Annotated in this window: 19 protein-coding genes; 12 read left to right on the plus strand and 7 right to left on the minus strand. The window is 64.1% G+C overall.

Annotated elements, in window-relative coordinates; genetic code table 11:
• Positions 1-199: 199 nt before the first annotated feature.
• Genes KA354_07010 through KA354_07020 form a run of 3 tightly spaced genes read right to left on the minus strand, consistent with a single transcriptional unit; the run spans position 200 to position 2669 of the window.
• Entirely contained in the window at positions 200-742 is a 543-nt protein-coding gene (locus KA354_07010) for a hypothetical protein (protein MBP7934383.1), read from the minus strand.
• Positions 739-1269, minus strand: a complete 531-nt coding sequence (locus KA354_07015; GenBank protein ID MBP7934384.1) for a YkgJ family cysteine cluster protein — start codon at positions 1267-1269, stop codon at positions 739-741. Before KA354_07015 ends, KA354_07010 begins: the two co-directional genes overlap by 4 nt.
• Positions 1270-1271: 2 nt before the next feature.
• Positions 1272-2669 (minus strand): S41 family peptidase, encoded by a 1398-nt coding sequence (locus KA354_07020; GenBank protein ID MBP7934385.1) that lies wholly within the window; start codon positions 2667-2669, stop codon positions 1272-1274.
• Positions 2670-2858: 189 nt separating this feature from the next.
• On the opposite strand from KA354_07020, the gene KA354_07025 reads away from it, so the two are divergent.
• Positions 2859-3518, plus strand: a complete 660-nt coding sequence (locus tag KA354_07025) for a class I SAM-dependent methyltransferase (protein ID MBP7934386.1) — start codon at positions 2859-2861, stop codon at positions 3516-3518.
• 66 nt (positions 3519-3584) lie between these two features.
• Here the strand turns inward: KA354_07025 and KA354_07030 are convergent, their stop codons facing one another.
• Positions 3585-4451, minus strand: coding sequence for a homocysteine S-methyltransferase family protein (locus KA354_07030; GenBank protein ID MBP7934387.1), 867 nt, complete (start codon positions 4449-4451; stop codon positions 3585-3587).
• A gap of 160 nt (positions 4452-4611) precedes the next feature.
• Between KA354_07030 and thyX the strand changes: the two genes are divergently transcribed.
• From thyX to KA354_07060, 6 genes are all read left to right on the plus strand, one after another.
• A complete protein-coding gene (gene thyX, locus KA354_07035) occupies positions 4612-5388 on the plus strand; it encodes an FAD-dependent thymidylate synthase (protein ID MBP7934388.1) in 777 nt (258 codons plus the stop codon).
• A gap of 54 nt (positions 5389-5442) precedes the next feature.
• A complete protein-coding gene (locus KA354_07040) occupies positions 5443-6006 on the plus strand; it encodes a DUF2721 domain-containing protein (protein MBP7934389.1) in 564 nt (187 codons plus the stop codon).
• A gap of 9 nt (positions 6007-6015) precedes the next feature.
• The gene (locus tag KA354_07045) at positions 6016-6552 is read left to right on the plus strand and encodes a hypothetical protein (GenBank protein MBP7934390.1); all 537 of its coding nucleotides are present in this window, start codon (positions 6016-6018) and stop codon (positions 6550-6552) included.
• Positions 6553-6555: 3 nt separating this feature from the next.
• Positions 6556-7776, plus strand: coding sequence for a radical SAM protein (locus tag KA354_07050; protein MBP7934391.1), 1221 nt, complete (start codon positions 6556-6558; stop codon positions 7774-7776).
• Between the two features lie 171 nt (positions 7777-7947).
• Positions 7948-8580 carry a hypothetical protein gene (locus KA354_07055; protein ID MBP7934392.1) on the plus strand — a complete coding sequence of 211 codons (633 nt, stop codon included), beginning with the start codon at positions 7948-7950 and terminating at the stop codon, positions 8578-8580.
• Positions 8581-8964: 384 nt separating this feature from the next.
• Positions 8965-11268, plus strand: coding sequence for a fused MFS/spermidine synthase (locus KA354_07060; protein MBP7934393.1), 2304 nt, complete (start codon positions 8965-8967; stop codon positions 11266-11268).
• A gap of 54 nt (positions 11269-11322) precedes the next feature.
• On the opposite strand, the gene KA354_07065 is transcribed toward KA354_07060, so the two are convergent.
• Both KA354_07065 and KA354_07070 read right to left on the minus strand, forming a co-directional pair.
• Complete coding sequence (locus tag KA354_07065) at positions 11323-12150, minus strand: UbiA family prenyltransferase (GenBank protein ID MBP7934394.1); 828 nt, start codon at positions 12148-12150, stop codon at positions 11323-11325.
• Positions 12147-13034, minus strand: coding sequence for a methyltransferase domain-containing protein (locus KA354_07070; GenBank protein ID MBP7934395.1), 888 nt, complete (start codon positions 13032-13034; stop codon positions 12147-12149). Before KA354_07070 ends, KA354_07065 begins: the two co-directional genes overlap by 4 nt.
• A gap of 93 nt (positions 13035-13127) precedes the next feature.
• Here KA354_07070 and KA354_07075 point away from each other — a divergent pair, with 93 nt between their 5' ends.
• Positions 13128-13322: a cytosolic protein gene (locus tag KA354_07075; GenBank protein MBP7934396.1), complete on the plus strand. Its 195-nt coding sequence runs from the start codon at positions 13128-13130 to the stop codon at positions 13320-13322.
• A 184-nt stretch (positions 13323-13506) separates the two neighbouring features.
• Here KA354_07075 and KA354_07080 read toward each other — a convergent pair whose 3' ends face one another.
• On the minus strand, positions 13507-15849 hold the full coding sequence (locus KA354_07080; protein ID MBP7934397.1) for a PAS domain S-box protein: 2343 nt from the start codon (positions 15847-15849) through the stop codon (positions 13507-13509).
• Positions 15850-16247: 398 nt separating this feature from the next.
• Here KA354_07080 and KA354_07085 point away from each other — a divergent pair, with 398 nt between their 5' ends.
• The 4 genes from KA354_07085 (at position 16248) to KA354_07100 (ending at position 20644) form a co-directional block, all read left to right on the plus strand.
• A complete protein-coding gene (locus tag KA354_07085; GenBank protein ID MBP7934398.1) occupies positions 16248-16568 on the plus strand; it encodes a hypothetical protein in 321 nt (106 codons plus the stop codon).
• Positions 16569-16846: 278 nt separating this feature from the next.
• The gene (locus KA354_07090) at positions 16847-17872 is read left to right on the plus strand and encodes an ATP-grasp domain-containing protein (GenBank protein ID MBP7934399.1); all 1026 of its coding nucleotides are present in this window, start codon (positions 16847-16849) and stop codon (positions 17870-17872) included.
• Between the two features lie 112 nt (positions 17873-17984).
• Entirely contained in the window at positions 17985-18674 is a 690-nt protein-coding gene (locus KA354_07095; protein ID MBP7934400.1) for an HAD family hydrolase, read from the plus strand.
• Between the two features lie 329 nt (positions 18675-19003).
• Positions 19004-20644 (plus strand): SLBB domain-containing protein, encoded by a 1641-nt coding sequence (locus KA354_07100; protein ID MBP7934401.1) that lies wholly within the window; start codon positions 19004-19006, stop codon positions 20642-20644.
• The last annotated feature ends 84 nt before the right edge of the window (positions 20645-20728 follow it).

Raw genomic sequence — 20728 nt, forward strand, 5'->3', positions numbered from 1 at the left:
CGCTCAATGTCCTCCCGCTGAGTTCCGGCTCCGCGCGATACCCGACTCCGCTATGCCGCTTATGGTGCTGGTGGGCGCTTACGCCGTGGCGGTCGCGGGCTCAGGAACCGACCACGGTGGCGGAGTCTGAAAGCCGGTGCCGCAAGGCCCGGGCGAAGTTCCTGTTGCGAGAGGACATCACCCTGGGTGAGCATCGTCGTCAGGGCGGGAGGATCTCGAAGTCATACGCATCGAGCGGGATGCGGGTATGCTCCATCCGGCTGGGCTCGGGGACGTAGAAGATCGGTCCGAGGCCGGGACCGGGGTAGGTCAGTTCATCGTGCAGCACGCCGCCGGGCACGGTGAAGTAGCTGGTCTCAGGATCGTTGGGCTGCAATTCGAGGATGAACAGATCGTCGGCGGTCAGGCGGCCTTCTGCAGTCTTGGCCTGGAACTCGGCGACCGGGCAAGTGCCGAGCACATAGAGCAGCGGCTTGCTGGCCGGATCGGCGAAGAACAGCCAGCTCTCGGCGTCGCCATGGGCGGCGAGGTGATCCAACTTCGTCCGGTTGCAGGCCACGACGAGCATCTGCCAGGGGCCGGTACCTTCGGCCGCCAGCTCGACCCGCTCAACGACCTGGTCGTTTTCCCTGACCGTGCGGGCCTTCTCCGAGGGTACAAGCCTGCGGAGCCCTCCGCGTTTCTCCAGATCTGCCATGGATTCGGGCGTCGCCTTGTGGGCATGCAGTGTGATGCGTTTCATCGTCGTCGCCGGCCTCTTCGGTAGTAGTTGTATCCGAGTTTGTCTTTCAGACGTTCGAGCATGTCGAAGATGATCGGGCAGGTTCCGGCCCGTTCGATGATCCCGATGGTCCGCGACGCGACGTTGCTGCCGATGTACGGGTAACCCTGGCAGACCTCGGGTCGGTCCTCGTAGACCGAGCAGAGGTTGTCCTGGAGGAACGGGCATGGCCGGGCGTCGATACCGGCGTCGTGCTCGCGGGTCTTGGGTTGGACATAGCGGCTGGCGAACTCGCCGGGGGTGAGGTTGAGGCGCCGGGCGAGGCGTGCGATTTCCTCCTTGTTGACCGGGATGTAGTTGTCTCGGCAGCAGGCGGCGCAGGTCGTGCAGTTGACCTGGGCTTCGGCCTGGCGAGCGAACCGCTCGGCCAGGTTATCCACTCGGCGTTCGGGGAGTATCGAGTACGCCTTGAGGAATGCGCGGAAGCCCCAGTTTTCGTCTGCTCGCTCGCGGGCCAGGCGAGCCACGATTTCCGGGTTTTTCTCCATGGTCAGCTCTTTTCGGCGAGTTGGGTGCGAATGGTATCGATGGCGGCGCGCAGTTGCCGATCGATGATGATCTCGAACCGTCGTGGTTTGCGTTCGCCGGCGGGGGCGGTGGCCGTGGCCGGTGCGGACGCGGCTGCGGCGGTGGTTGCCTGAGCAGAAGCCGGTTGACTGGGGGCTGGAGTGGTGGTGGTCGGGGTGGTGGTTGCCTGGGTGGTGGTCGGGTAATCGCCGGCCGCGTAGACCGAGAGCCACGAATCGAGCAGCTGGGCGCGTTCGTCCGAGGTGAGGATGACGGCCCGATCGGGCTGGACGCCCTTGCCGTGGATGCGTTCGCCGTTGGGCAAGTAGTAGTATGCGGTGGTCAGCTTGACCCAGCCGTTATCGTTCTCGACCTGAAGGATGGTCTGGACCGAGCCTTTGCCGAAGGTGTTCTCGCCGATCACGGCGGCGCGTTGGTGGTCCTTGAGGGCCCCGGCGAGTATTTCTGAGGCGCTGGCGGATCCGCCGTTGACCAGGATGGCCAGGGGAATGGGCGGATAGGTACCGTCGCGGGTGGCGACGTAGGGTTTGGGCGGTGCGAGGCGGCTCTTGGTGCTGACGATGACTCCTTCGGGGATGAAGTAGTTGGCGATCGCGACGACGACGTCGAGCAGGCCGCCGGGATTGTCGCGCACGTCGATGATCAGGCCGCGGATCTGCTCGCGGCTGAAGAGGTCGTCGACGATCTGGCGGAACTGTTCGTCGGTGTGGCCTTCGAAGCTGAGGATACGGACGTAACCGATTCCCGCGGCCTGATCGATCACGTATTCCCACTTCCAGTCCTCGGTGCGGGCCCATCCGCGCACGGTGGGCACGTTGACGATTGCCCGGGTGATGGTGATCTTGAAGGGCTCGCGGATGCCGGTGCGTTCGATGGTCAAGGTCACGCGGGTGCCGGCCTCGCCGGAGATGAGCTTGACGCACTGTTCCACCGATTTGCCGCGGGTTTCCTCGCCGTCGATGTGGGTGATGCGGTCGCCGGACCGGATGCGGGCGCGGAAGGCGGGGCTACCCTCGATCGGACTCACGACCAGCAGTCCGCCGTCGGTGTGGGTTCCGACATGAACGCCGATGCCTGGGAACTGGCCCTCGGTTCGTTTCTGGAATTCCGCGTATTCGCTCTCGGTGTAGAAGGTGCTGTAGGGGTCGAGCCGGCTGAGCATGCCGTCGATGGCCCCGTGCAGCAGGTCGTCCTCTCTGACCTGCTCGACGTAGTGTTTCTGGATCTGGAGGCGGACGTCGAGCAGGGGGCTGAACTGGTTGTAGAGTGCGTCTCGCCGGATGCGGCTTTCCGGTCCCTTCCAGAGCAGCACGGCCACGGTGACGGCGATGATGATCCAGACAATGTTGCGTTTGGGCATGTCGCGCGCGTACTCCCGGTCCGGTGGCGTAAGGGGGGTATTGTCGCCCTGTCGGTTCGGGATGTCAATTCGGGCGCGTGCAGTCTCTGGGTGGGATGGAGGGCGGGCCGAGAATCGAGTATGGTCAGAGGCGGGTGAGACCGATGGTTTCCTGCCGGTTGCCGACGGCAGAGTGCTGGAAGAGACGCGATGCCCGCGCTGCAGACCATGAAGGCCCAGGCCAAGAACGAATTCGAGGCCTGGGCGGAGACGTATGACGAGTCCAGGCTCCACCGGTTCATGTTTCAGCCGGCCTACCGCATATTCCTTGAGGAGGTTTATGCCTGGCGGGGATCAAGCCGCGAGCGGTTCGACGTGCTGGACATCGGCTGCGGCACCGGCCAGTTCGGGGCGATGCTGGCGGTTTCGTTTTCATCGGCCCGGGTGACCGGGCTGGATTACGCTCATGGGATGTGCAAGGTGGCCGGGCGCAAAGCCGCCCATGCCGGGGTGTCCGACCGGATGGGATTCGTCACCGGCGACAGTGAGCATCTTCCGTTTGCCGATCACTCGTTCGACCTGTTGACCTGCAGCAACTCTTTCCACCACTATCCGCGCCAGCAGGCGGTTATCCGGGACATGCATCGCGTGCTTCGTCCGGGCGGACGGCTCCTGCTCATTGACGGCTTTCGCGACAACGTGATCGGCTGGGTGGTTTTCGACGTGATCATTGCCGCGGTCGAGAAGCACGTGTTTCATGCCCCGTGGTCGACGATTCACGGTTATTTCGAAGAGGCGGGCTTCAGCCAGATCCGGCGCCGGAAGTTCAACTTCTGGTTCCCGCTGCTGCTGACGGTGGGGGTTGCGTAGGTTCGCCGGGTCCGGGGGGCATGGTGCGGGGCAAAGCCGACCGTGGCTCTCGCCTCCGGCGGAAGTCTACCTGGGCGCATTGCAGATGGCGGCGATGAACTCAGGGCTGGTGCCGCAGCAGCCGCCGATGATATTCGCCCCGGCGATGACCAGATGTTTGACCTGCTTGGCGAACTCGTCGGGTTGCATCCGGTAGACGACCTTGCCGTTCTCGATTTCGGGCATGCCGGCGTTGGCCTTGACCCAGATGGGCTTGTCGCAGGCGGCCTTGAGCATGGCGGCCACCTTGATGTAGTTCTCGATGCCGATGCCGCAGTTGCAGCCGATGATGTCGGCTCCGGTCTCGGTCAGGGCCTTGGCGGCCTGTTCCGGTGAGACGCCCATCATGGTGCGGGTCCGGTCGCGTCCGGAGTCGTAGGTCATGCAGGCGGCGACGACCAGGCCGGTGGTTTTGGCGGCCCGGACTGCGGCGGTGATCTCGGCCAGCTCGGTCATGGTCTCGACCACCAGGGCGTCGGCGCCGCCCTCGGCCAGGGCCATCGCCTGGTCTTTGAAGGCATCGAACAACTCCTGTTCGGTGACTTCGCCGGTCATGACCATTCGCCCGCTTGGCCCGATCGAGGCGAAGACCTTGGCCTTGTCGCCGGCGGCCTTCTTGCTGATCCGGGCCCCGGCCTTGTTGAACTCGGCGGTCTTGTCCTCGCGGCCATGGCGGCCCAGGACGAACCTGTTGGCCCCGAAGGTATTGGACAGAATGATCTTCGAGCCGGCGGCGACATAGGAGGCGGCCACCTGCTCAACCAGTTCCGGCTTGGTGATGTTCCATTCCTCACGGCAGAAGCCGGCCGGACAACCCAGCTTGTCCAGTTCGGTACCCCAGGCACCGTCGGCCACGGTCACTTGGTCCGCGTAGTCACTTGCCTGCACCGCCATGTCTCACCTCGCGTGAAAGCCTGAGAAGGCGGGGGGCATTATAACCCGGGTACGGCTACAATGCGCGGGTTGCAGACCGCGTCCCGAGCGCCGTGCGGCACAGGCGATCGGCCGGTGGACCTTCGCAGGCTCGGGGCGCACCGCTGTTGGAGTGCTTGTCTTGAAGATTGTACGTGATCCGCAGGTCTATCTCGTCGGTCGGCAGTCGGTTGGCGCCGCCGAGATCGAGCGTTTCCTGGCCGACCATGACGTCTCCCAATGGAGCACTGACACCGAGGTGACCGGGGAGAAGCTGTGCGAGATCGCCGGGCGGTTGTGCTACATGAGCTTTGCCCGGCCCCGGCCGGGGGGCAACAAGGCCTACCTGGCCCACATCCTCGAGGTCGGGCATGGCAGTGTTTTGGAGCATGCGGTTTTCAACCTGCTCATCACCGGCGTGTCCCGCAGCTTCACCCACGAGCTGATCCGGCACCGGGCGGGCTTTGGCTACTCCCAGCTGTCGCAGCGGTATGTGGACGAATCCACGGCCGACTTCGTCGAGCCGGACTGCATCGCCGAGGATCCGGCTCTGCATGAGGTCTGGATGGCGGCCATCGGGCACGCCCACGAGGCCTATTGCCGGCTGGTTGACGGTCTGGCCGCTCGGCACGCAGGCATGGAGGACAAGACGCTGCGGCGGAAGATTGCCCGCCAGGCGGCTCGCTCGGTTCTGCCCAACGCGACGGAGACCAAGATCTTCATCACGGCCAATGCCCGGGCCCTTCGGCACTTCATCGAGCTGCGCTGCAACGAGCACGCGGAAGTCGAGATCCGGAAGGTGTCCGGGCAGGTACTGAGGGTCCTGCAGAAGGAGGCTCCGCACCTGTTTGGCGATTATGAACTCGTGGATCTTCCCGACGGCACGCAGGCCGCCCGGACGGAGCATCGCAAGGTCTGACGCGAGTGGCAGCGCTGCTTGCGGTCGAGCGTCCGTCTTGGTTAAACTCATTCGATGCCAGCCCCGGAACTGTACAGCTTCATTTCCGCATCGGTTGTTCCTGTGGTCATCATCTCGGCCTGCGGTCTGCTGTGCCTGGCGTTCTACAGCCGGCTGGCCTACATCGTCGCTCGGCTTCGGTCCTTTCATCGTGAGCTTCTGACCGAGCAGGAGGAGTACACCAAGGACCTGGCCGCCGATCCGACCGACGAGATCACCACGCACCGTCACCGGGAGGTCATTCGGATGCTCGAGGTTCAGACGGAATGGGTCTACCGGCGGGCCCAGCTCATTCGCGGCAACCTGCTCTGCCTGCTCATGACCATCGCTTGCCTGACGATTTGCTCGTTGTCCATGGGCCTGGCGACGTTGTACAGGGAAGTGGTCTACGTTTCGCTCGCGACGTTCGTTGTAGGGGCGCTCTTCCTGCTGGGCGGCGTCATCCTCGCGGTCATTGAGATGTCGTTTGCGCTCAAGCCGCTGGAGCTTGAGAGCCGCTTCGTCAGCAAGATGTCGCTGGAACTGGTCAAGGATGTGCGGAAGCAGAGTTCTCGCTCCGAGGAGAAGCCGGTTGTGTGAGGTGCCGACGTGGAAGCCGCCGCAGGGAGTCGCGTAAAACTGCCGGTCCTCTTCGGGGTTGCGGTTTGTCTGGTCAGCCTTCTGATCGGCGCGTTTTTTGGCTTTCTGGCCGGCTCCGGGTATCTGATCTGGCACGGTGAGACTTCCGGCATGCGTCTTTCGGTGCGGATCCTGCTTGCCACGGGCAGTGGGACGGGTGGAATCGGCGGGGTGCTTGTGGGACTGATCTGGTGCCGGGTGATGTTCCGGAAGGTGCTGAGCGGCGTGTCCGGCGGGAAGCTGATCATGGCGGGTGGGAAATGGGGGCTGCTGGCGGGCGTGGCGACGACCGTGACCCTGCATGTCATGCTGCTTATGGTGCTGATCGTGATGGCCCTCGTGCCTGCGGTGGTGGACGTCATGTTGCTGATGGCCATCGGCCTGGCCTGCGGTGTGGTAGCCGGGGGCATCTTTGGGCTTCTGAGCGGCGCGGTTTGCGGCTGGCTGGCCAGGCGGGCGAGCTCGCACGGCTTCCCGATAGAGGTCTTGCCGCCCGCCTCGGAGTGACCCATGGGGATCGCCACGGCCCTGCAGGTGGTGCGGATGTTCGCCCGGCTCACGGGTCGCGTGCCGGCCGGGCACCTGTGGTATCTCTTCCGCCGCATGGCCAACGAGAAGCCGCACCGATTCGGCGGCCAGACGCGGATCAACACGTTCTTCCCGCCGTACCCGTCCCCGGCGTTCGATCGATTCTGTGCGGCCGTCATTGCCCGACGGCGGGTGCCGTTCTCGGTTTACCTGGCCGTCACCGGAGCCTGCCCGTTTCGCTGTCCGCACTGCAGCTATGCCGGGCGAGCCAACGGCCGGATGTCGCCTGGGCAACTCCTCGATGCGGTGCGGCAGGTGAAGTTGCTGGGCACGTGCGCGCTCGGCTTCACGGGCGGCGAGCCGATGCTGTGTGGCGACCTGGAACAGCTGGTGGCCGCGGCGGCTCCGGAGATGGCTACGATCGTTTTCACCACCGGGCATGGGCTTGACGATTCGCGGGCGCGCAAGCTTGCGGCGGCGGGGGTGTCCTGTGTGACCATCGGCATCGAATCGGCGGACGCCGAGGCCCACGATCGTTTCCGCGGCCGGGTGGGGTCGTTCGCCGAGGCGGAGGCAGCGGTGCGGGCCTGCCAGGACGCCGGCATTTACACGGCCATCTCGACCGTGGGCACGCGTGAGCGGATCGCGGGTGGTGAACTGGCGGCCATGTACGACCTCGGCCGCCGGTGGGGCGTGGGTGAGTTCCGGCTGCTCGCTCCGGTGGCGACCGGGCGGCTGCGCGGCGGTGCGGGCGCGATGCTGGAACCGAACGAGCGGCGGACACTCTTTGATTTCCATGTCGAGCACAATCGCCGGGGTGACGGGCCGGCCGTGAACTCGTTCGCGTATCTGGAGTCGGACGAGTTGTTCGGCTGTGGTGCGGGTTATCACCATGTCTACATCGACGCCGCCGGGCAGGTGTGTCCGTGCGATCTGACGCCGCTGAGTTTCGGTGATATGACGGCCGAGCCACTGGCCGACATCTGGCAGCGGATGGAGCGGTTCTTTCCCTGTCCGCGTCGCGGCTGCCTCATGGCTGTCCTAGCCGACGGTTTGGATCCCGCCGCCGACCTTCCCTTGCCGCGCGAACAAAGCGAGTCCTTGTGTGCGCGTTGTGGTTCGACGGCTCTGCCCGAAGGGTACCGGCGGCTGTTGACTCCAGCATCGCGGTGTGGCCGCAGGGGTGTCGGTGGTGCGAGGTGATCATCGAGACGAGACGGTGTTCCGGTACGTTTCTTCTCCGTTCATGGCAATCGGCGTTCTCCGTTCTTGGTGACGGATGGGCTGTCGGTGCCCCCACGACGCGCGATCTTCAGGGAGCCGGAGTGTGTCTGTTTGGATGAAACGTGAATCTCACGAAAGGAAGTCTGACAGGTGCGGCCTCTGCTGGCTCTTGCCGCGTTGACCCTGATCGGCCTCTGTTCTTGCCCGGCCAGGTTGCGGGGTTGGTCCTTCGAGCGATACGTCCTCAAGTACGAGTCGCCGGTTGACGTATCGCTTCAGGCCAAGGTCGAGGAGATCGACGCCTCGCTGCGCCGGCGGTACGGGATGACGACGGAGCAGACCGCCGTTGGCGTGCTGGACCTCAGGGTGCTGCGGCTGGCCATGATCCACCCGGATCGGATCGAATACGCCGCCAGCGTGCCGAAGATCGGGATCCTGCTTGCGTACTTCCAGGTGCATCCCGAGGCAGCGACCCGTCTGGACGCGGTCAGGCGACACGAACTAGGCCTCATGGTCAAGGCCAGCAGCAACGAGATGGCTGCCAAGTACTCGCGGCAGCTGGGTCTCCAGGTTATCCAGGGCGTGCTCAACGACGCTGGCTTCTACGATCGGGCTCGCGGCAGAGGCCTCTGGTTGGGGCTGCACTACGGCAAGGGTGACGAGCGGTATCCTGACCCGGTCGGCGATCACTCTCACGCCGCCACTACCTTCCGGTGGCGCTCACTCGGCACCCCAGGGGCGACGACTATCTGGTCGAGGTGGCGAAAGCGGTTGATGACCTGATGGAGCCGCGGAGGCCCTAGGCTCGAGCGGGTGCCAAACGAAAGTGGGCCCACAGAGGCCATCGGTTAGGGGGTGCGAACCGCTCCTCAAGGCGCTGCTGTCGCCCGGCGGGGTTCTCGGGAGCAGGGCCCGTCGACACCGTGCATTGGAAAGACCGGCTCTTATGGGACTGCCTGGGTCTTCTCGGCGGGGGTGGCCTCGGACCTCGGTTCGCCGTTCGACGAGGGCCGGCTCGTTAGGGCGAGCGTGAACGATCAAGTCTCCTCTCATTCGGACCGTTGAAGATAGCAGGTCAGGGTCGAGGGTTTGGCTGGGCGGCTCTGATGCACGACCTGGGCCATGGCCCGGATGCGTTGGGTCCGAATAATCCACCGGAGTTGCAGAATGGTCCCGCTGTATGCCAGCACGCTCTTCATCAGCGCTCTGCTGTTGTTTCTGGTGCAGCCGATGGTCGGCAAGATGGTACTGCCCAAGCTCGGGGGTACGCCGGCGGTATGGAACACCTGCATGGTCTTTTTCCAGGCCATGCTTCTCGTCGGCTATGCCTACGCGCACGGTGCGTTGGCCGCTTTGAGTGTGCGGCGGCAGATGGTGCTGCACTTCGTGCTCATGCTCGCCCCGCTGGCGGTATTGCCGATTGCCGTGGCGGCCGCATCGAATCCACCCTCGACGGATGAGCCGGTCGGCTGGCTGCTGTGGCAATTGCTGCTTGGGGTCGGCCTGCCGTTTTTCGTCGTGTCGAGCAGTGCCCCGGTGCTGCAGAAGTGGTTCGCCGTCGCGGGGCACGGCGAATCGCGGGATCCGTACTTTCTGTATGCGGCCAGCAATGCGGGCAGCCTGCTCGCCCTGGTGGGCTACCCGCTGCTGGTTGAACCGCATCTCCAGCTGGCCGATCAGAGTCGCGTATGGGCCTTCGGCTATGGTGGTCTGATTGTCCTGGTGGGCGTGTGCGCGGTCGCGATGTGGCGATCATCGCGCCGTCTGTGCGGCCCGGCGGTCCATGCGATGGCGAGTGAGATCCAGGCCTGCTCGTCCGACCGTGACGAGGGACAGAGTTGCCGTCATCGAGCGGTTGAGCCCGCAGTGGGTTCCCCCTGTGCCGGCCGGATCACGTGGGTTGTGTTGTCGGCCATTCCCTCGAGCCTGATGCTCGGCGTGACCACGCACATCACCACCGACCTGGCGGCCATCCCGTTGATGTGGGTTCTGCCGCTGGCGATCTATCTCTTGACCTTTGTCCTGGTTTTTGCCCGGCGGCGATGGCTGCCGCACGGCCTGATGGTCAAGCTGCTGCCCTATCTGCTGTTGCCCATGGCCATCCTTTTCTTCGGCCGGCCGGAGCGGATGGAGTGGCTGATCATTCCGGTCCATCTTCTCACTTTCTTTGTCGCGACGATGGTCTGCCATGGCGAGCTGGTGCGGCGCCGGCCGCCGGCCGAACGGTTGACTGAGTTCTACCTGATGATGTCGATCGGCGGCGTGCTCGGCGGTTTGTTGAACGCCATGCTGGCGCCGCGGCTTTTCTCGGGGATCATCGAGTATCCCCTGATGATGGTTTTGGTCTGCTTTGTGCTCCCGCGTTCGGCGAGTGGTGTGGATACGCCTGGCGAGCGACGGCGCGACATTGCCGTGCCGGTGGTGCTGGCCGTTCTGGTCGCTCTTGGGCTGGGGATTCTGCACGTGACTTCGCTAGATCGGGCGGGAGCGACGCTGATGATCACCTTCGCCGTTCTGGTGCTGGTCTGCTTCACATTCAAAGCCCGGTCGGTTCGGTTTGGTTTGAGTTACGCGGTCATGCTCGTGACATTGGGCTTGCTGGGCGATCTGAGAACCGGTGACTCTCTGCACGCCGAGCGCAATTTCTTCGGTGTGAAGAGAGTGGTGCTCGATCCGAGCGGCCGGCTGCGGTTGCTGGTTCACGGAACGACCAGCCATGGCTGTCAATCGGTCGATCCGGTGCGGGCCCGTGAGCCGAGCTCCTACTATCATCGCAGCGGGCCGATCGGCGACCTGTTTGCCGCATTGAACGAGGGCGGGTGCGGCCGGCGGGTCGGCGTGATCGGGCTGGGGGCGGGGGCAGTGGCCGCCTACGCCTGTCCGGGTCAACATTTCACCTTTTACGAGATCGATCCCGCGGTCGAGCGGATTGCCTGTGATTCTCGCTATTTCAGCTTTCTCTCTGGTTGTCGCGGTCGCTGCGACATCGTGCTGGGCGACGGCCGGCTGGCCGTGGCCGCGGCGTGGCCGGGCGAGTTCCAGCTCTTCCTGCTCGATGCCTTCAGCTCCGACTCGGTCCCCACTCACCTGCTGGCTCGTGAAGCGGTGGAGTTGTATCTGGCCAAGCTGTCCGATCGCGGCATGCTTGCCTTTCATGTCAGCAATCGTTTTTTTGATTTCGAGCCGCTGCTGGCCGGGGTGGCGGATGACCTGGGTCTGGCGTGCCTGGCGAAATTCGATGCCATCCTGACGCGTGAGCAGCAAGCGGAGGGCAAGCTCAGTTCGCACTGCGTGGTGATGGCCCGCCATTCCGAAGACCTGCGGGCGTTGGTTGCCAGGCCGGGCTGGCACGCGCCGAGCACCCGGCCGGGCATTCGGGTCTGGACCGATCAGTACTGCGACGTGGTTGGTCTCTTCCTGGCGGGCAAGCGGCTCGACCTTGGGCCCCGGGCGGCGGTGGCGAGTCCATGATGTGGTGAAGGGCGTGATGGCTGGCTCACACAGTGACGTTGTGGGGTACCTCTGCTATCCGCCTGCGACCAGGTCCGTCGTGGCCGCGATGCCCACGATGACGAACTCGAGGTACACTGCGTTGATCGCCCGGCGGACGGGAAGCTGGGTGGCTGCGATCGCTGCGGCGATGGCGAGGGTTACGACTGCGAGGTAGATCCCGCCGCAGCCGAGGCCATAGGGGGCGGGCAGGACGGCCGCACCGGCCAGCAGGGCGATCTGGGCCACTCGGCGTGCGCGTTGCGGGCGGCGGCTGAGCCAGGTGGGGATGTGGATGGCCAGATCGCCCTCCAGATCGCGAAGGTCCTTCAGGATCTCGTAGCCGAAGCTCGAAAGGAACATCCACACCGGGAACACCGCCAGTGTCCAGGCCCGGCGGCTGGTCGCTCCGCCTGCCTGGGCGAGCGAGAGCGGATAGATGCAGGTCATGAGCGCCGCGACCAGCAATTGCTTGCCGATGCCGAGTCGCTTGGACCACAGGTTGTAGACGACCAGGCCGATGGCCACGACACCGAGGGCGAGCATGAACGGCGGGCGACAGAAGGCGGCCGAGAGCATGGCGGCGGCCAGCAAGGCAACCGCCAGCTTTGCCGCGGTCCGGGGGTGTACCTTGTCGGACGCCAAGGATCGATGCGGGGCGTTGATGCGATCCACGGGCAAGTCGCACACGTCGTTGATGATGTAGGCGCCGGCCAGGACGAGTATCAGGGCGAGCGTGGCCAGGACAGTGCTCGCGGATGCCATGGCCTGCGCGGCACCCTGGGCATAGCAGACCGTGAGCGTGAAGGTCAGGCCCATCGGCACCGCGTAGTAGAGGCGGCAGAGGCGGAGCAGGTCGATCATCGTTTCACTCCGATGGCGGCCAGATAGCGGTGAGTGATGGTGATGCCGTCCTGGGTTCGGCGCTGTCGTTCGAGGATTTGGGCGAAGCGCTCGAAGACCTGTTCCCGATACCGTTCGTTCGAGGCAAACTCGAAACCGGCTGCCGCCCCGGTCGCGGTAAGTCGGGCGATGGCCGCCGAGCCATCGGGGACCCGGTAGCTCTTGCGGCCCTGCCAGGAGGCCTTGACGGCGAATCCGGCCATTCGCATGGCGAGTACGAGCATTCCGGCCGACGGCAGGAACTGGACGCGCATGGCGTGGGTCAGGGCTTCGGGTCGTTCGGCGAAAGCGCACATGGATGCCCAGAGGATCTCGGAAAGCGAGAACAGCGAGTTGTCGATGATACCGAGCCGTCCCCCCGGCCGGAGCACGCGGGCGATCTGACGAACCACCTTGAAGGGTCGGCTGTAGCCCAGACCCCAGGCGCAGGTGACGACGTCGAAGCCGGCCGGTGGCAGCGAGCGTAAGTGTTTGAGAATGTCGGCCTGAATGAAGGTGCAACGGTGGCCGTGCCGGTGCTGCGCGATCTCGAGCATGCCGGCCGATCGGTCCACGCCGGTTGCCCGGCCGCCGGTTCGGCGGGCGAGTTCGCCGGTCACGTAGCCGGTGCCGCAGGTGAGATCGAGGCAGGTGGCGCCCGCGGGCGGGGCAAGGCGGTCGAGCAGATGGGCGGACAGGTCGCGCATGTGATGCGTCCAGGCCTGGTCATACCCGGTGGCGATTCGGTCGTAACTCTGCCGGATCAGCTGATCCGTTCGTTGTGGTTGACCGAGCATGAGTCCGACGGTTCGGGCGGTGAGACGAAGCCAGTGGCGGCGAGGCGGTCGCAGGTTCTGTTCGGCCACGTTGCTGCTCCTCCTTGGCGGGGGATCGCAAGCCGGATTATACTGGGATTCGGGTCGAGAGACGGCATGCAAGCCCACGTGGGAGACTGGCGTATGGAGTGCAAGAAGGAACGGAACGAGGAGTTCTGCAAGTGCACGTACTCGTCCTGCGGCAGGCGGGCGGTCTGCTGCGACTGCCTGCGGTATCACCTCGCGAGCCGGCAGCTGCCCGGCTGCTGCTTTCCGCCCGAGGCCGAACGTACATACGATCGCAGTTTCGAGGCATTTGCCAAGGCTTGGAAGCTGTGAGCGACCGACGACGGTGCCCCGCCCGGCGGGTCAACCTCCGATCATCCTGAGCCGATGGTTGCGATGAATTTCGTCGCCGTCGGGGCGAACGCGGTGATCAACAGAGACGTTGAGTCGGACGGCGTCGTGGCCGCGATCCCCGCCCACGTGGTGAGACGGGTTCCGTCCGAGCCGAGCCCGGCGGCTAGCGACCCGTGCTATCGAGTACCTCCCGAACGCGCTGCAGGAGCTGTCCGGAGTCGAACGGCTTGGGGAGGAACTCGAATCCCTTGTCGAGGACACCTTGGGTACTGATCAGGTCCGAGGTGTAGCCGGAGACGAAGAGGACTCTGAGGGTCGGGTGAGTGGTTCGCAGGGCATCCGCGAGTTGGCGACCGTTCAGGCCGGGCATGACCACATCGGTGACCAGGAGGTGGATGGGTCCGGGGTGGCTGGCTGCCGCCTGAATGGCCTGGTCGCCGGCCTGAGCTTCGAGGACGGTGTAGCCGGCGTCCTTGAGGACTCGGCTTGCCAGTCGCAGAACCAAGCCCTCATCTTCGCAAATGAGCACGGTTTCCTTGCCTCGGGCCTCCGATCGGTCCGCCAATTCGGTGGCCGTGTCTTCGGGCTCCGAGACGGCCGGCACATGGATCCTGAACGTCGTTGGCCCTCCCGGGGTGCTTTCCACGGTGATGTGGCCGCCCGCCTGGGTGATGATTCCGTACACCGTAGCCAGTCCGAGTCCGGTTCCCCTGCCAGCCGCCTTGGTGGTGAAGAAAGGCTCGAAGATGTGGTCGAGCGTATGCTGGTCCATTCCGGTGCCGGTGTCGGTGATGGTGAAGACCACGTGAGGGCCGGTTCGAGCGCCGACATGACGGCGCTGGTAGGCTCGAGTGAGGTCCAGGTGTCCGGTCTGAATGGTCAGCGTGCCGCCTTGTGGCATGGCATCCCGGGCGTTGAGGGCGAGGTTCATCAGCACCTGCTCCATCTGGCCCACATCGGTGCGGACTCGTCCGATGCTGGGCGTCAGGGTGATTTTCAGGACGATATGTTCGCCGATCAGACGTCGGAGGAGTCGTTCCAGGTCCGCCACGATCTGGTTCGGGTCGGCCACCTGGACTTTGAGGACCTGCTTGCGGCTGAAGGTGAGCAGTTGCCGGGTGAGTGACGCTGCCCGCTGGCCGGCCTCCTCGATTTCCTCCAGGCAGGAGCGCACGGTTGCCGCTGCCGTCACCGCAGGAGTCCTCGAGAGTCGATCCAGGGCAACGTCCACCGATCCGATGATTGCGGTCAGGAGGTTATTGAAATCGTGGGCCACGCCCCCGGCCAGTTGGCCCAGGGCTTCCATTTTCTGGGTGTGGCGGAGATCGTTCTCCAGTTGCTGGCGCTCGCGGGCATCGCGCTCCCGCTCGGTGATATCGCGGACATACACGATGCCGAGCGTCTCCTCGCGGATCCTGACCGCCCGAGCATTGACCTCGATGGGGAAGACAGCGCCGTCGCGGCGCTTGCCAACCAGTTCAACGTGGAGTTCGCCCTTTCCGATGTTCTCGCTGATGATCTGGGGAATCATGGCCGCCACGTCGGGCGGGGCGAGATCACTCACCTCCAGCTTCAGAAGGTCTTCCCGTAGATAGCCGTACATGTGGCAAGCGGAGTCGTTGCAGTCTAGAACGCGCCCCTCCAGCGTCGCCAGGAGAATGGCGTCCTTGGACGTCTCAAACAGCGTTCGATACCGCAATTCGCTGTGCAGCAGCTTCTCTTCGGCTTGCTTGAGACTGGTGATATCGCGGGAGATGCCCATCACCGTCTCAACCACGCCGTCCTTGCGGTCCACCGGCGTCAGCGTGGTATCCAGCCACATGCTTTTGCCGGGAATGACGAGTCGATCCACCGCCGATAGTTTCTGGCCAGTCTGGAACACCTGCTGGAGGTGTTGACCCTGTTGGCGGGCGATATCCGGAGGGAACAACACCTCGCGTTTGCGGCCGATGATTTCCTGGGGGGTGCAGTGGAGGCTGGCCGCGGCGTAGGAGTTGACATACCGAACGCGGTCTTCCCGGTCGATGACGAAGATGAAGTCTTCGGCGCCTTCGGCCAGTGTGCGGTAGAGTTGCTCGCTGCGTTGGAGTCGCTCTTCCACTTCTCTGACCTGGGTGATATCCCGGCAGAGGATCTGGATGGCCTCCTCGCCGGTCTCGCCGTTCTTCAACAGGTATGCGTCGAAGAGAGCCCAACGCAGCTCCCCTTTGAGCGTCCGGAAAGGGCATTCGAGATTCCGGACTCGTTGATGCTCGCGGATGGTGGCCCGGAGACGCTCGGGCGGCTCGAGGTAGGAGATGAGCTCCGCGATGTTCAGGCCGGCCACCTCGCTCGGATCCTCGAACCGGTCCTGGAGATCAAGGATCCGCAGGGCACCTCGGTCGCAGTAGAGGATGGTTCCATCGAGTCTCTCTCGGAGAAGGCCGATTCCAGCGAGGTCCATGGCCTGCTGCCGGATGAGGTCCATCTCCTGTGGGCTGAGACCAGAATCTTTGCGTCGGTCCATGCGGTTCCTCTCCCGTCGCGCCAGGGTCATTGTACTCGCCCGGCTCGTGCATACGAGGTCGACCAGACGCCGGGTGGGCGCGGAGCGGGGCGATTCTTGGCGTTGCCTGGCCCCACCGAAGCGTAACAGGCTGCCAAACAGGGGTTTGTACGTTCCGGGGTCTGCGGAGGGGGGAGGCCATGTTGCCGCAAATCAACAGTGCCGCATAAGCCGGAACTCGCTGGCCAATCGCCGGTCTTGGGCAGCATATCGGTAACTTCTTTTCCTTCATGCCTTTATGTTATGCTGGGAGGTGTGCTGGTTTCTTGCCGGTCTTGGCATCGTCGTTGCTGTCTTCTGGCTGAGGGCTTCATTTCTCCGCGGTGCAGAAGGGATGGGTGGGGGGTGAGGCAGGGGTGATGGCCACGCCGTTGGAGGGCAAGCTCTCCCGACGAGGCCGGCCGGAGGATAAGAAGATGGACGAAGGCGCGTTTCAGAAGAGGTTGGGTGAATTGGTGGACGAGATCAAGGCGCTGCCGAAACCGGATCGTGACAAGCTGGCTCTGCTGGCCGAGGAAACCAAGCAACGACACCAGGAGCTGAAGAAGACGGTCAACAATCTGCACGAAAGCATCGATTTTCTCCGGTTGTCCATCAAGTACCTGCTGTTTGATCTTGAGGCGACTCGTCGGGAGAACGGCTACCTGCGGAAGATGCTGGAGGAGCAAGCCGGATCCTGAGGGTGACCGAGCGAGGAGAGAGCGTCTGGCCCGGATGGTAAGTTCGGTGGGGGAATGGGAGGCATCCCTCTGGGGTATTGAGAGCGAGATCTCAAGAGGGCTGGGCGGCGAACGTGAACCCTGTTCATGTTCGCCGCCTTCGTTTGTGTCTCTATTGTGGCTGGGGTCGGGTGTCGATAATATCCGCGAAATGGCGGTTTCGGCCGGGGAGAAGGATCTGAGACGGCTGGGTCGCCCCGATCAACGCATCGAGGATAGTCCCAAGCGGCGAGTCGTTCATGTCACATGGTGCGGAATGGATGATTGGGTGGGGGGCTGGCAGAAGCGATGTTCGCGTCCTGTTCACCAGCGGTGGCCGGCGGATCGAGCTGATGCAGGCGTTTGTCCGAGCCGCACGAGCCCTCCATCTGGCCGCGTCCTGGCATGTGGTCGACGTCGAGACTCACTACGCTGCGGCCTGCATGGCCGATCACGCCCACCGGGTTCCCCGGATCGCGTCCCCAGACTACGTCGGGGCCTTGCTGAGGATCGTCCGGCGGGAGAAGATCGATCTGTTGATCCCGCTGATCGACAGCGATCTGGTGAAGCTGGCCGAGGCGAGGTCGCGTTTTGCCCGCCTCGGATGCGGCGTCCTCATCTCGTCGCCGGACGTTGTCGCCACTTGTCGGGACAAACTCCGGATGTTCCATTTCCTGAGCCGCCAGGGGATCGACACGCCCCAAACCTGGGCAGGAGCGGAACTTGCGAGTCTCCGGGGTATCCGTTTCCCGGTGTTCCTCAAGCCCTGTTTCGGCAGCGCGAGCAAGGGCAACTTCATCGTTCGCGACCGGAAGGCTCTCAAAGCCCTGGTGCCCCTGGTGCCCGCGGCCATCATCCAGGAGTACGTACCCGGGGTCGAATACACGCTGGACGTCTACACCGGATATGATGGCCGACCGCGCTGCGTCGTGCCCAGGCAGCGAATCGAAGTCCGTGGCGGCGAAGTGACCAAGTCGCGCACCCGCAAACACGCCCAGATTATGGCGGTTGGAACTCAGGTCGCCCAGGCGTTGGCGGACTGCGTGGGACTCATCACCATCCAGCTGATTCTCACTGCGAGCGGCCGCATCCGTGTCATCGAGGTCAATCCTCGTTTTGGCGGGGGGGCCCCTCTCGCCATTCGGGCAGGGGCGGATTTCCCGAGGTGGCTGCTGGCCGAGTGGCTGGGACGAAGGCCACGTATCCGGGCGGACCAGTTCGAGGACGGCCTCATGATGTTGCGGTATCACCAATCGTTCTTCGAGAAGACGAGCGGCGCGGACTGATCGCGGCACCCCGATGCCCCATCTGCGACGTTCTGTCGGTGAGGTGGTTGTAGCCTCGCGTTACGATGTTCGGCCTGCGGCCTCGCAGGTCGTGGCCCCTGGCTTCTGGCCCATGGATCCGATCCGATTCTCCGGCATTCGTGCGATCGTGTTCGATCTTGATGACACGCTCTACCCGGAGCGGACGTATGCCTTCAGCGGCTTCGCGGCTGTTGCCCATTGGCTACAAGTTCGCTATGCCTGCCCACTTGACCTGGAACAGCGCATGAGAGCCCTCTATGAGACGGAATACCGTCCACGGGTATTCGATCGTCTTCTCGTGGAGATAGGACTGACCCCTTCGGCCGCATTGGTTTCTCAGATGGTCGAATGCTACCGTTCGCACAGGCCTGCGATTGCGCTTTACCCGGACGCTGATGCGGCCCTGGACCGGTGGTCGGGTCGCTTTCGGCTGGGCTTGATCAGTGATGGACCGGTGGGAGTCCAGCAGCGGAAGGTGGAGGTCCTGGGTGTGGCAAGCCGGATCGATCGCATCGTTCTGACCGATGAATGGGGTCGGGAGTACTGGAAACCTCACCCTCGGGCGTTTCTGGCGATGGAGGAGTATTGGGGTTGGCACGAGGGATCATTGCTGTATGTGGCCGACAATCCGGCGAAGGACTTTCTCGCTCCGCGGCGTCTTGGTTGGCGGACGCTGAGGCTCTGTCGTGCTGAGGGTGTCTACGCGCATCTGCCGTCGGTTGCGGGTGCCGAAGCCGAGCAGTCGGTGTCATCGCTTGATCTTGTTGAGGTAACCTTCTAGTTGAGCAGAGGTTGGATCAGACCGCGGGCGATCTTCGAAGGTGTGGCGGTCCACGGGAAGCGGTTGACGAGCCGTCTCGGATCGCATACAAGTCAGACGAGCTGAACCTCAACCGCCTTCATGATGAATGCCGATAACTAGGCGACTATCGCGCAGGATGCCTGGCATCCGTCGGATAGGCGGCGAAAGGCAGATGGTGGGGGGCGCCAATGGCGAGCCCTGCGCCCGAGGTGTAAATCGGCGCGATGCCTGGGGCGCGGCTCGGGCGTGGTGTGGATTCAAATGTGTCCGGTGTCGGTCTTAAGCCGACGTTTACAGAACAGGTACCCATGCGATACCACGAACTGAGGTTGGTGCATCGGTTGTCGGCAGCATTCCTGGTGTCGGCGGCCTGTGCGGCGGGCACAGGGTGCGTGTCTCCCTGGTGGAACGGTTTTCTGACGCCACAGGAGCTCGGCAACTTCCGGGACAGCCGGGTGAACGAGATCCAGCGTGCGATCAGTTTCAGGGACAAGCCCCTGGGAATCGCCGGGGCCGTGGATCCGACGCCCGAGGATCTCGTCGCCTCGGTGGAGGAGTACATGATCGGAGCGGGGGACATGCTCTCGATCCGTCTGATGGACTTCCTCCAACTCGGCGTGGAGACCGAACTGACTCCGATTGTCGACGAGCGTGGTTACATTCACGTACCGCAGCTGGACTGGATGCATGTCGAGGGTCTGACTCTTCGGCAACTCCAGGAGGAGTTGATCCACAAGGGCAAGGAGAAGGGCATCTATGCGGCCGAAGCCGAACCCACGATGGTGGTGCAGACCCTGACCCGTCAGCAACGGCTGTACAACATCTCCGGGGCCATTGGTGTTCCGGGCACTTTCCCGATCATTCGCCCCGATTTTCGGCTTCGTGAGGCCATCAACCAGGCGGGCAACTTCGATCCGAACATCCGCTACGTCTACATCTTCCGAAACGAGCCGCGACCCAAGAGATACGGATCGACCCCGGCCAAGGATCGACCGGTCAATGGCCGTGAACAGACTCCTCCCGCACCCCCGGTGACGCCGACGGCCATGTCGGACATGAGTGCGGCGGGCAGTCCTCCTCCCCCGGCTGCCGCGGGTCAGGCCCGGCCGGCCATGCGCGTGGCCGCAGCCCAGACCGATGCCGAGCGTGAGCTCCGGGAGGCCCTCGCCCCTGGGACCGCTCCGGTCGGCACGCCGAAAGTGGCCGGCCCGTCGGAACCGCTGACCACCTCTCCCGCCGCGCCGCCGACGATTATCTATGTCAACGACGGCTTTGTGGCTGGTCCCGCGCCGGCTCCGGGGAGCACGGCTTCCACATCGCCGGCCACCAAGCCGCTGCCAGGCCCGGAGCAGGTCACGACGCCGCGAGCCTCCGCTCCGGCCGCCGAGCCGGTGGATTGGGAGTCCCTGGCCGCCGAGGGCCAGCAGCGGGTCATCCGCGTTCCCGCGGACCGGCTCCGGTCCGGCGATGCCAACTACAATGTGGTGATCCGTCATCAGGATTGGATCGAGCTGGACCCGGGTTCGGTCGGCGTCTTCTACATGGCCGGCCATGTCAATCGCCCGGGTGTCTACAGCTTGAGCGGAAACGAGATCACTCTGACTCAGGCGATCGCCTCTGCGGGCGGGCTTGACCAGCTGGCATGGCCCACCCGTTGCGAGATTCGCAGGCGGATCGACGGAGACCGCGAAGAGACGACCCAGTGGGACCTCTCGCGGATCGTGGACGGCCAGGACCCGGATCTGTTCATCAAGAAGGATGACGTGATCAACGTCGGCACCCATGCGATCGCTCCGCTGCTGGCCACGATTCGCAACGCGTTCCGGTTCACGTACGGTTTCGGATTCGTCTACGACCGCAACTTTGCCGACATCGATGCGTTTGCGCCGCAGGTCAACGCCAACGATCGGCACAGAGCGGAGCGGGCGGCGCGCGGCCTGTTGAACTAGGGCCGGATATCGGTGTCGAGAGCTTGCTGTTCCTGGAGGTGGTTGATCCCTGTTCGGGTCTGTTCCTTGGACGGGCGTAGGGTA

The organism is Phycisphaerae bacterium (assembly GCA_018003015.1).
In the GTDB taxonomy this organism is placed as follows: Bacteria; Planctomycetota; Phycisphaerae; order UBA1845; family PWPN01; genus JAGNEZ01.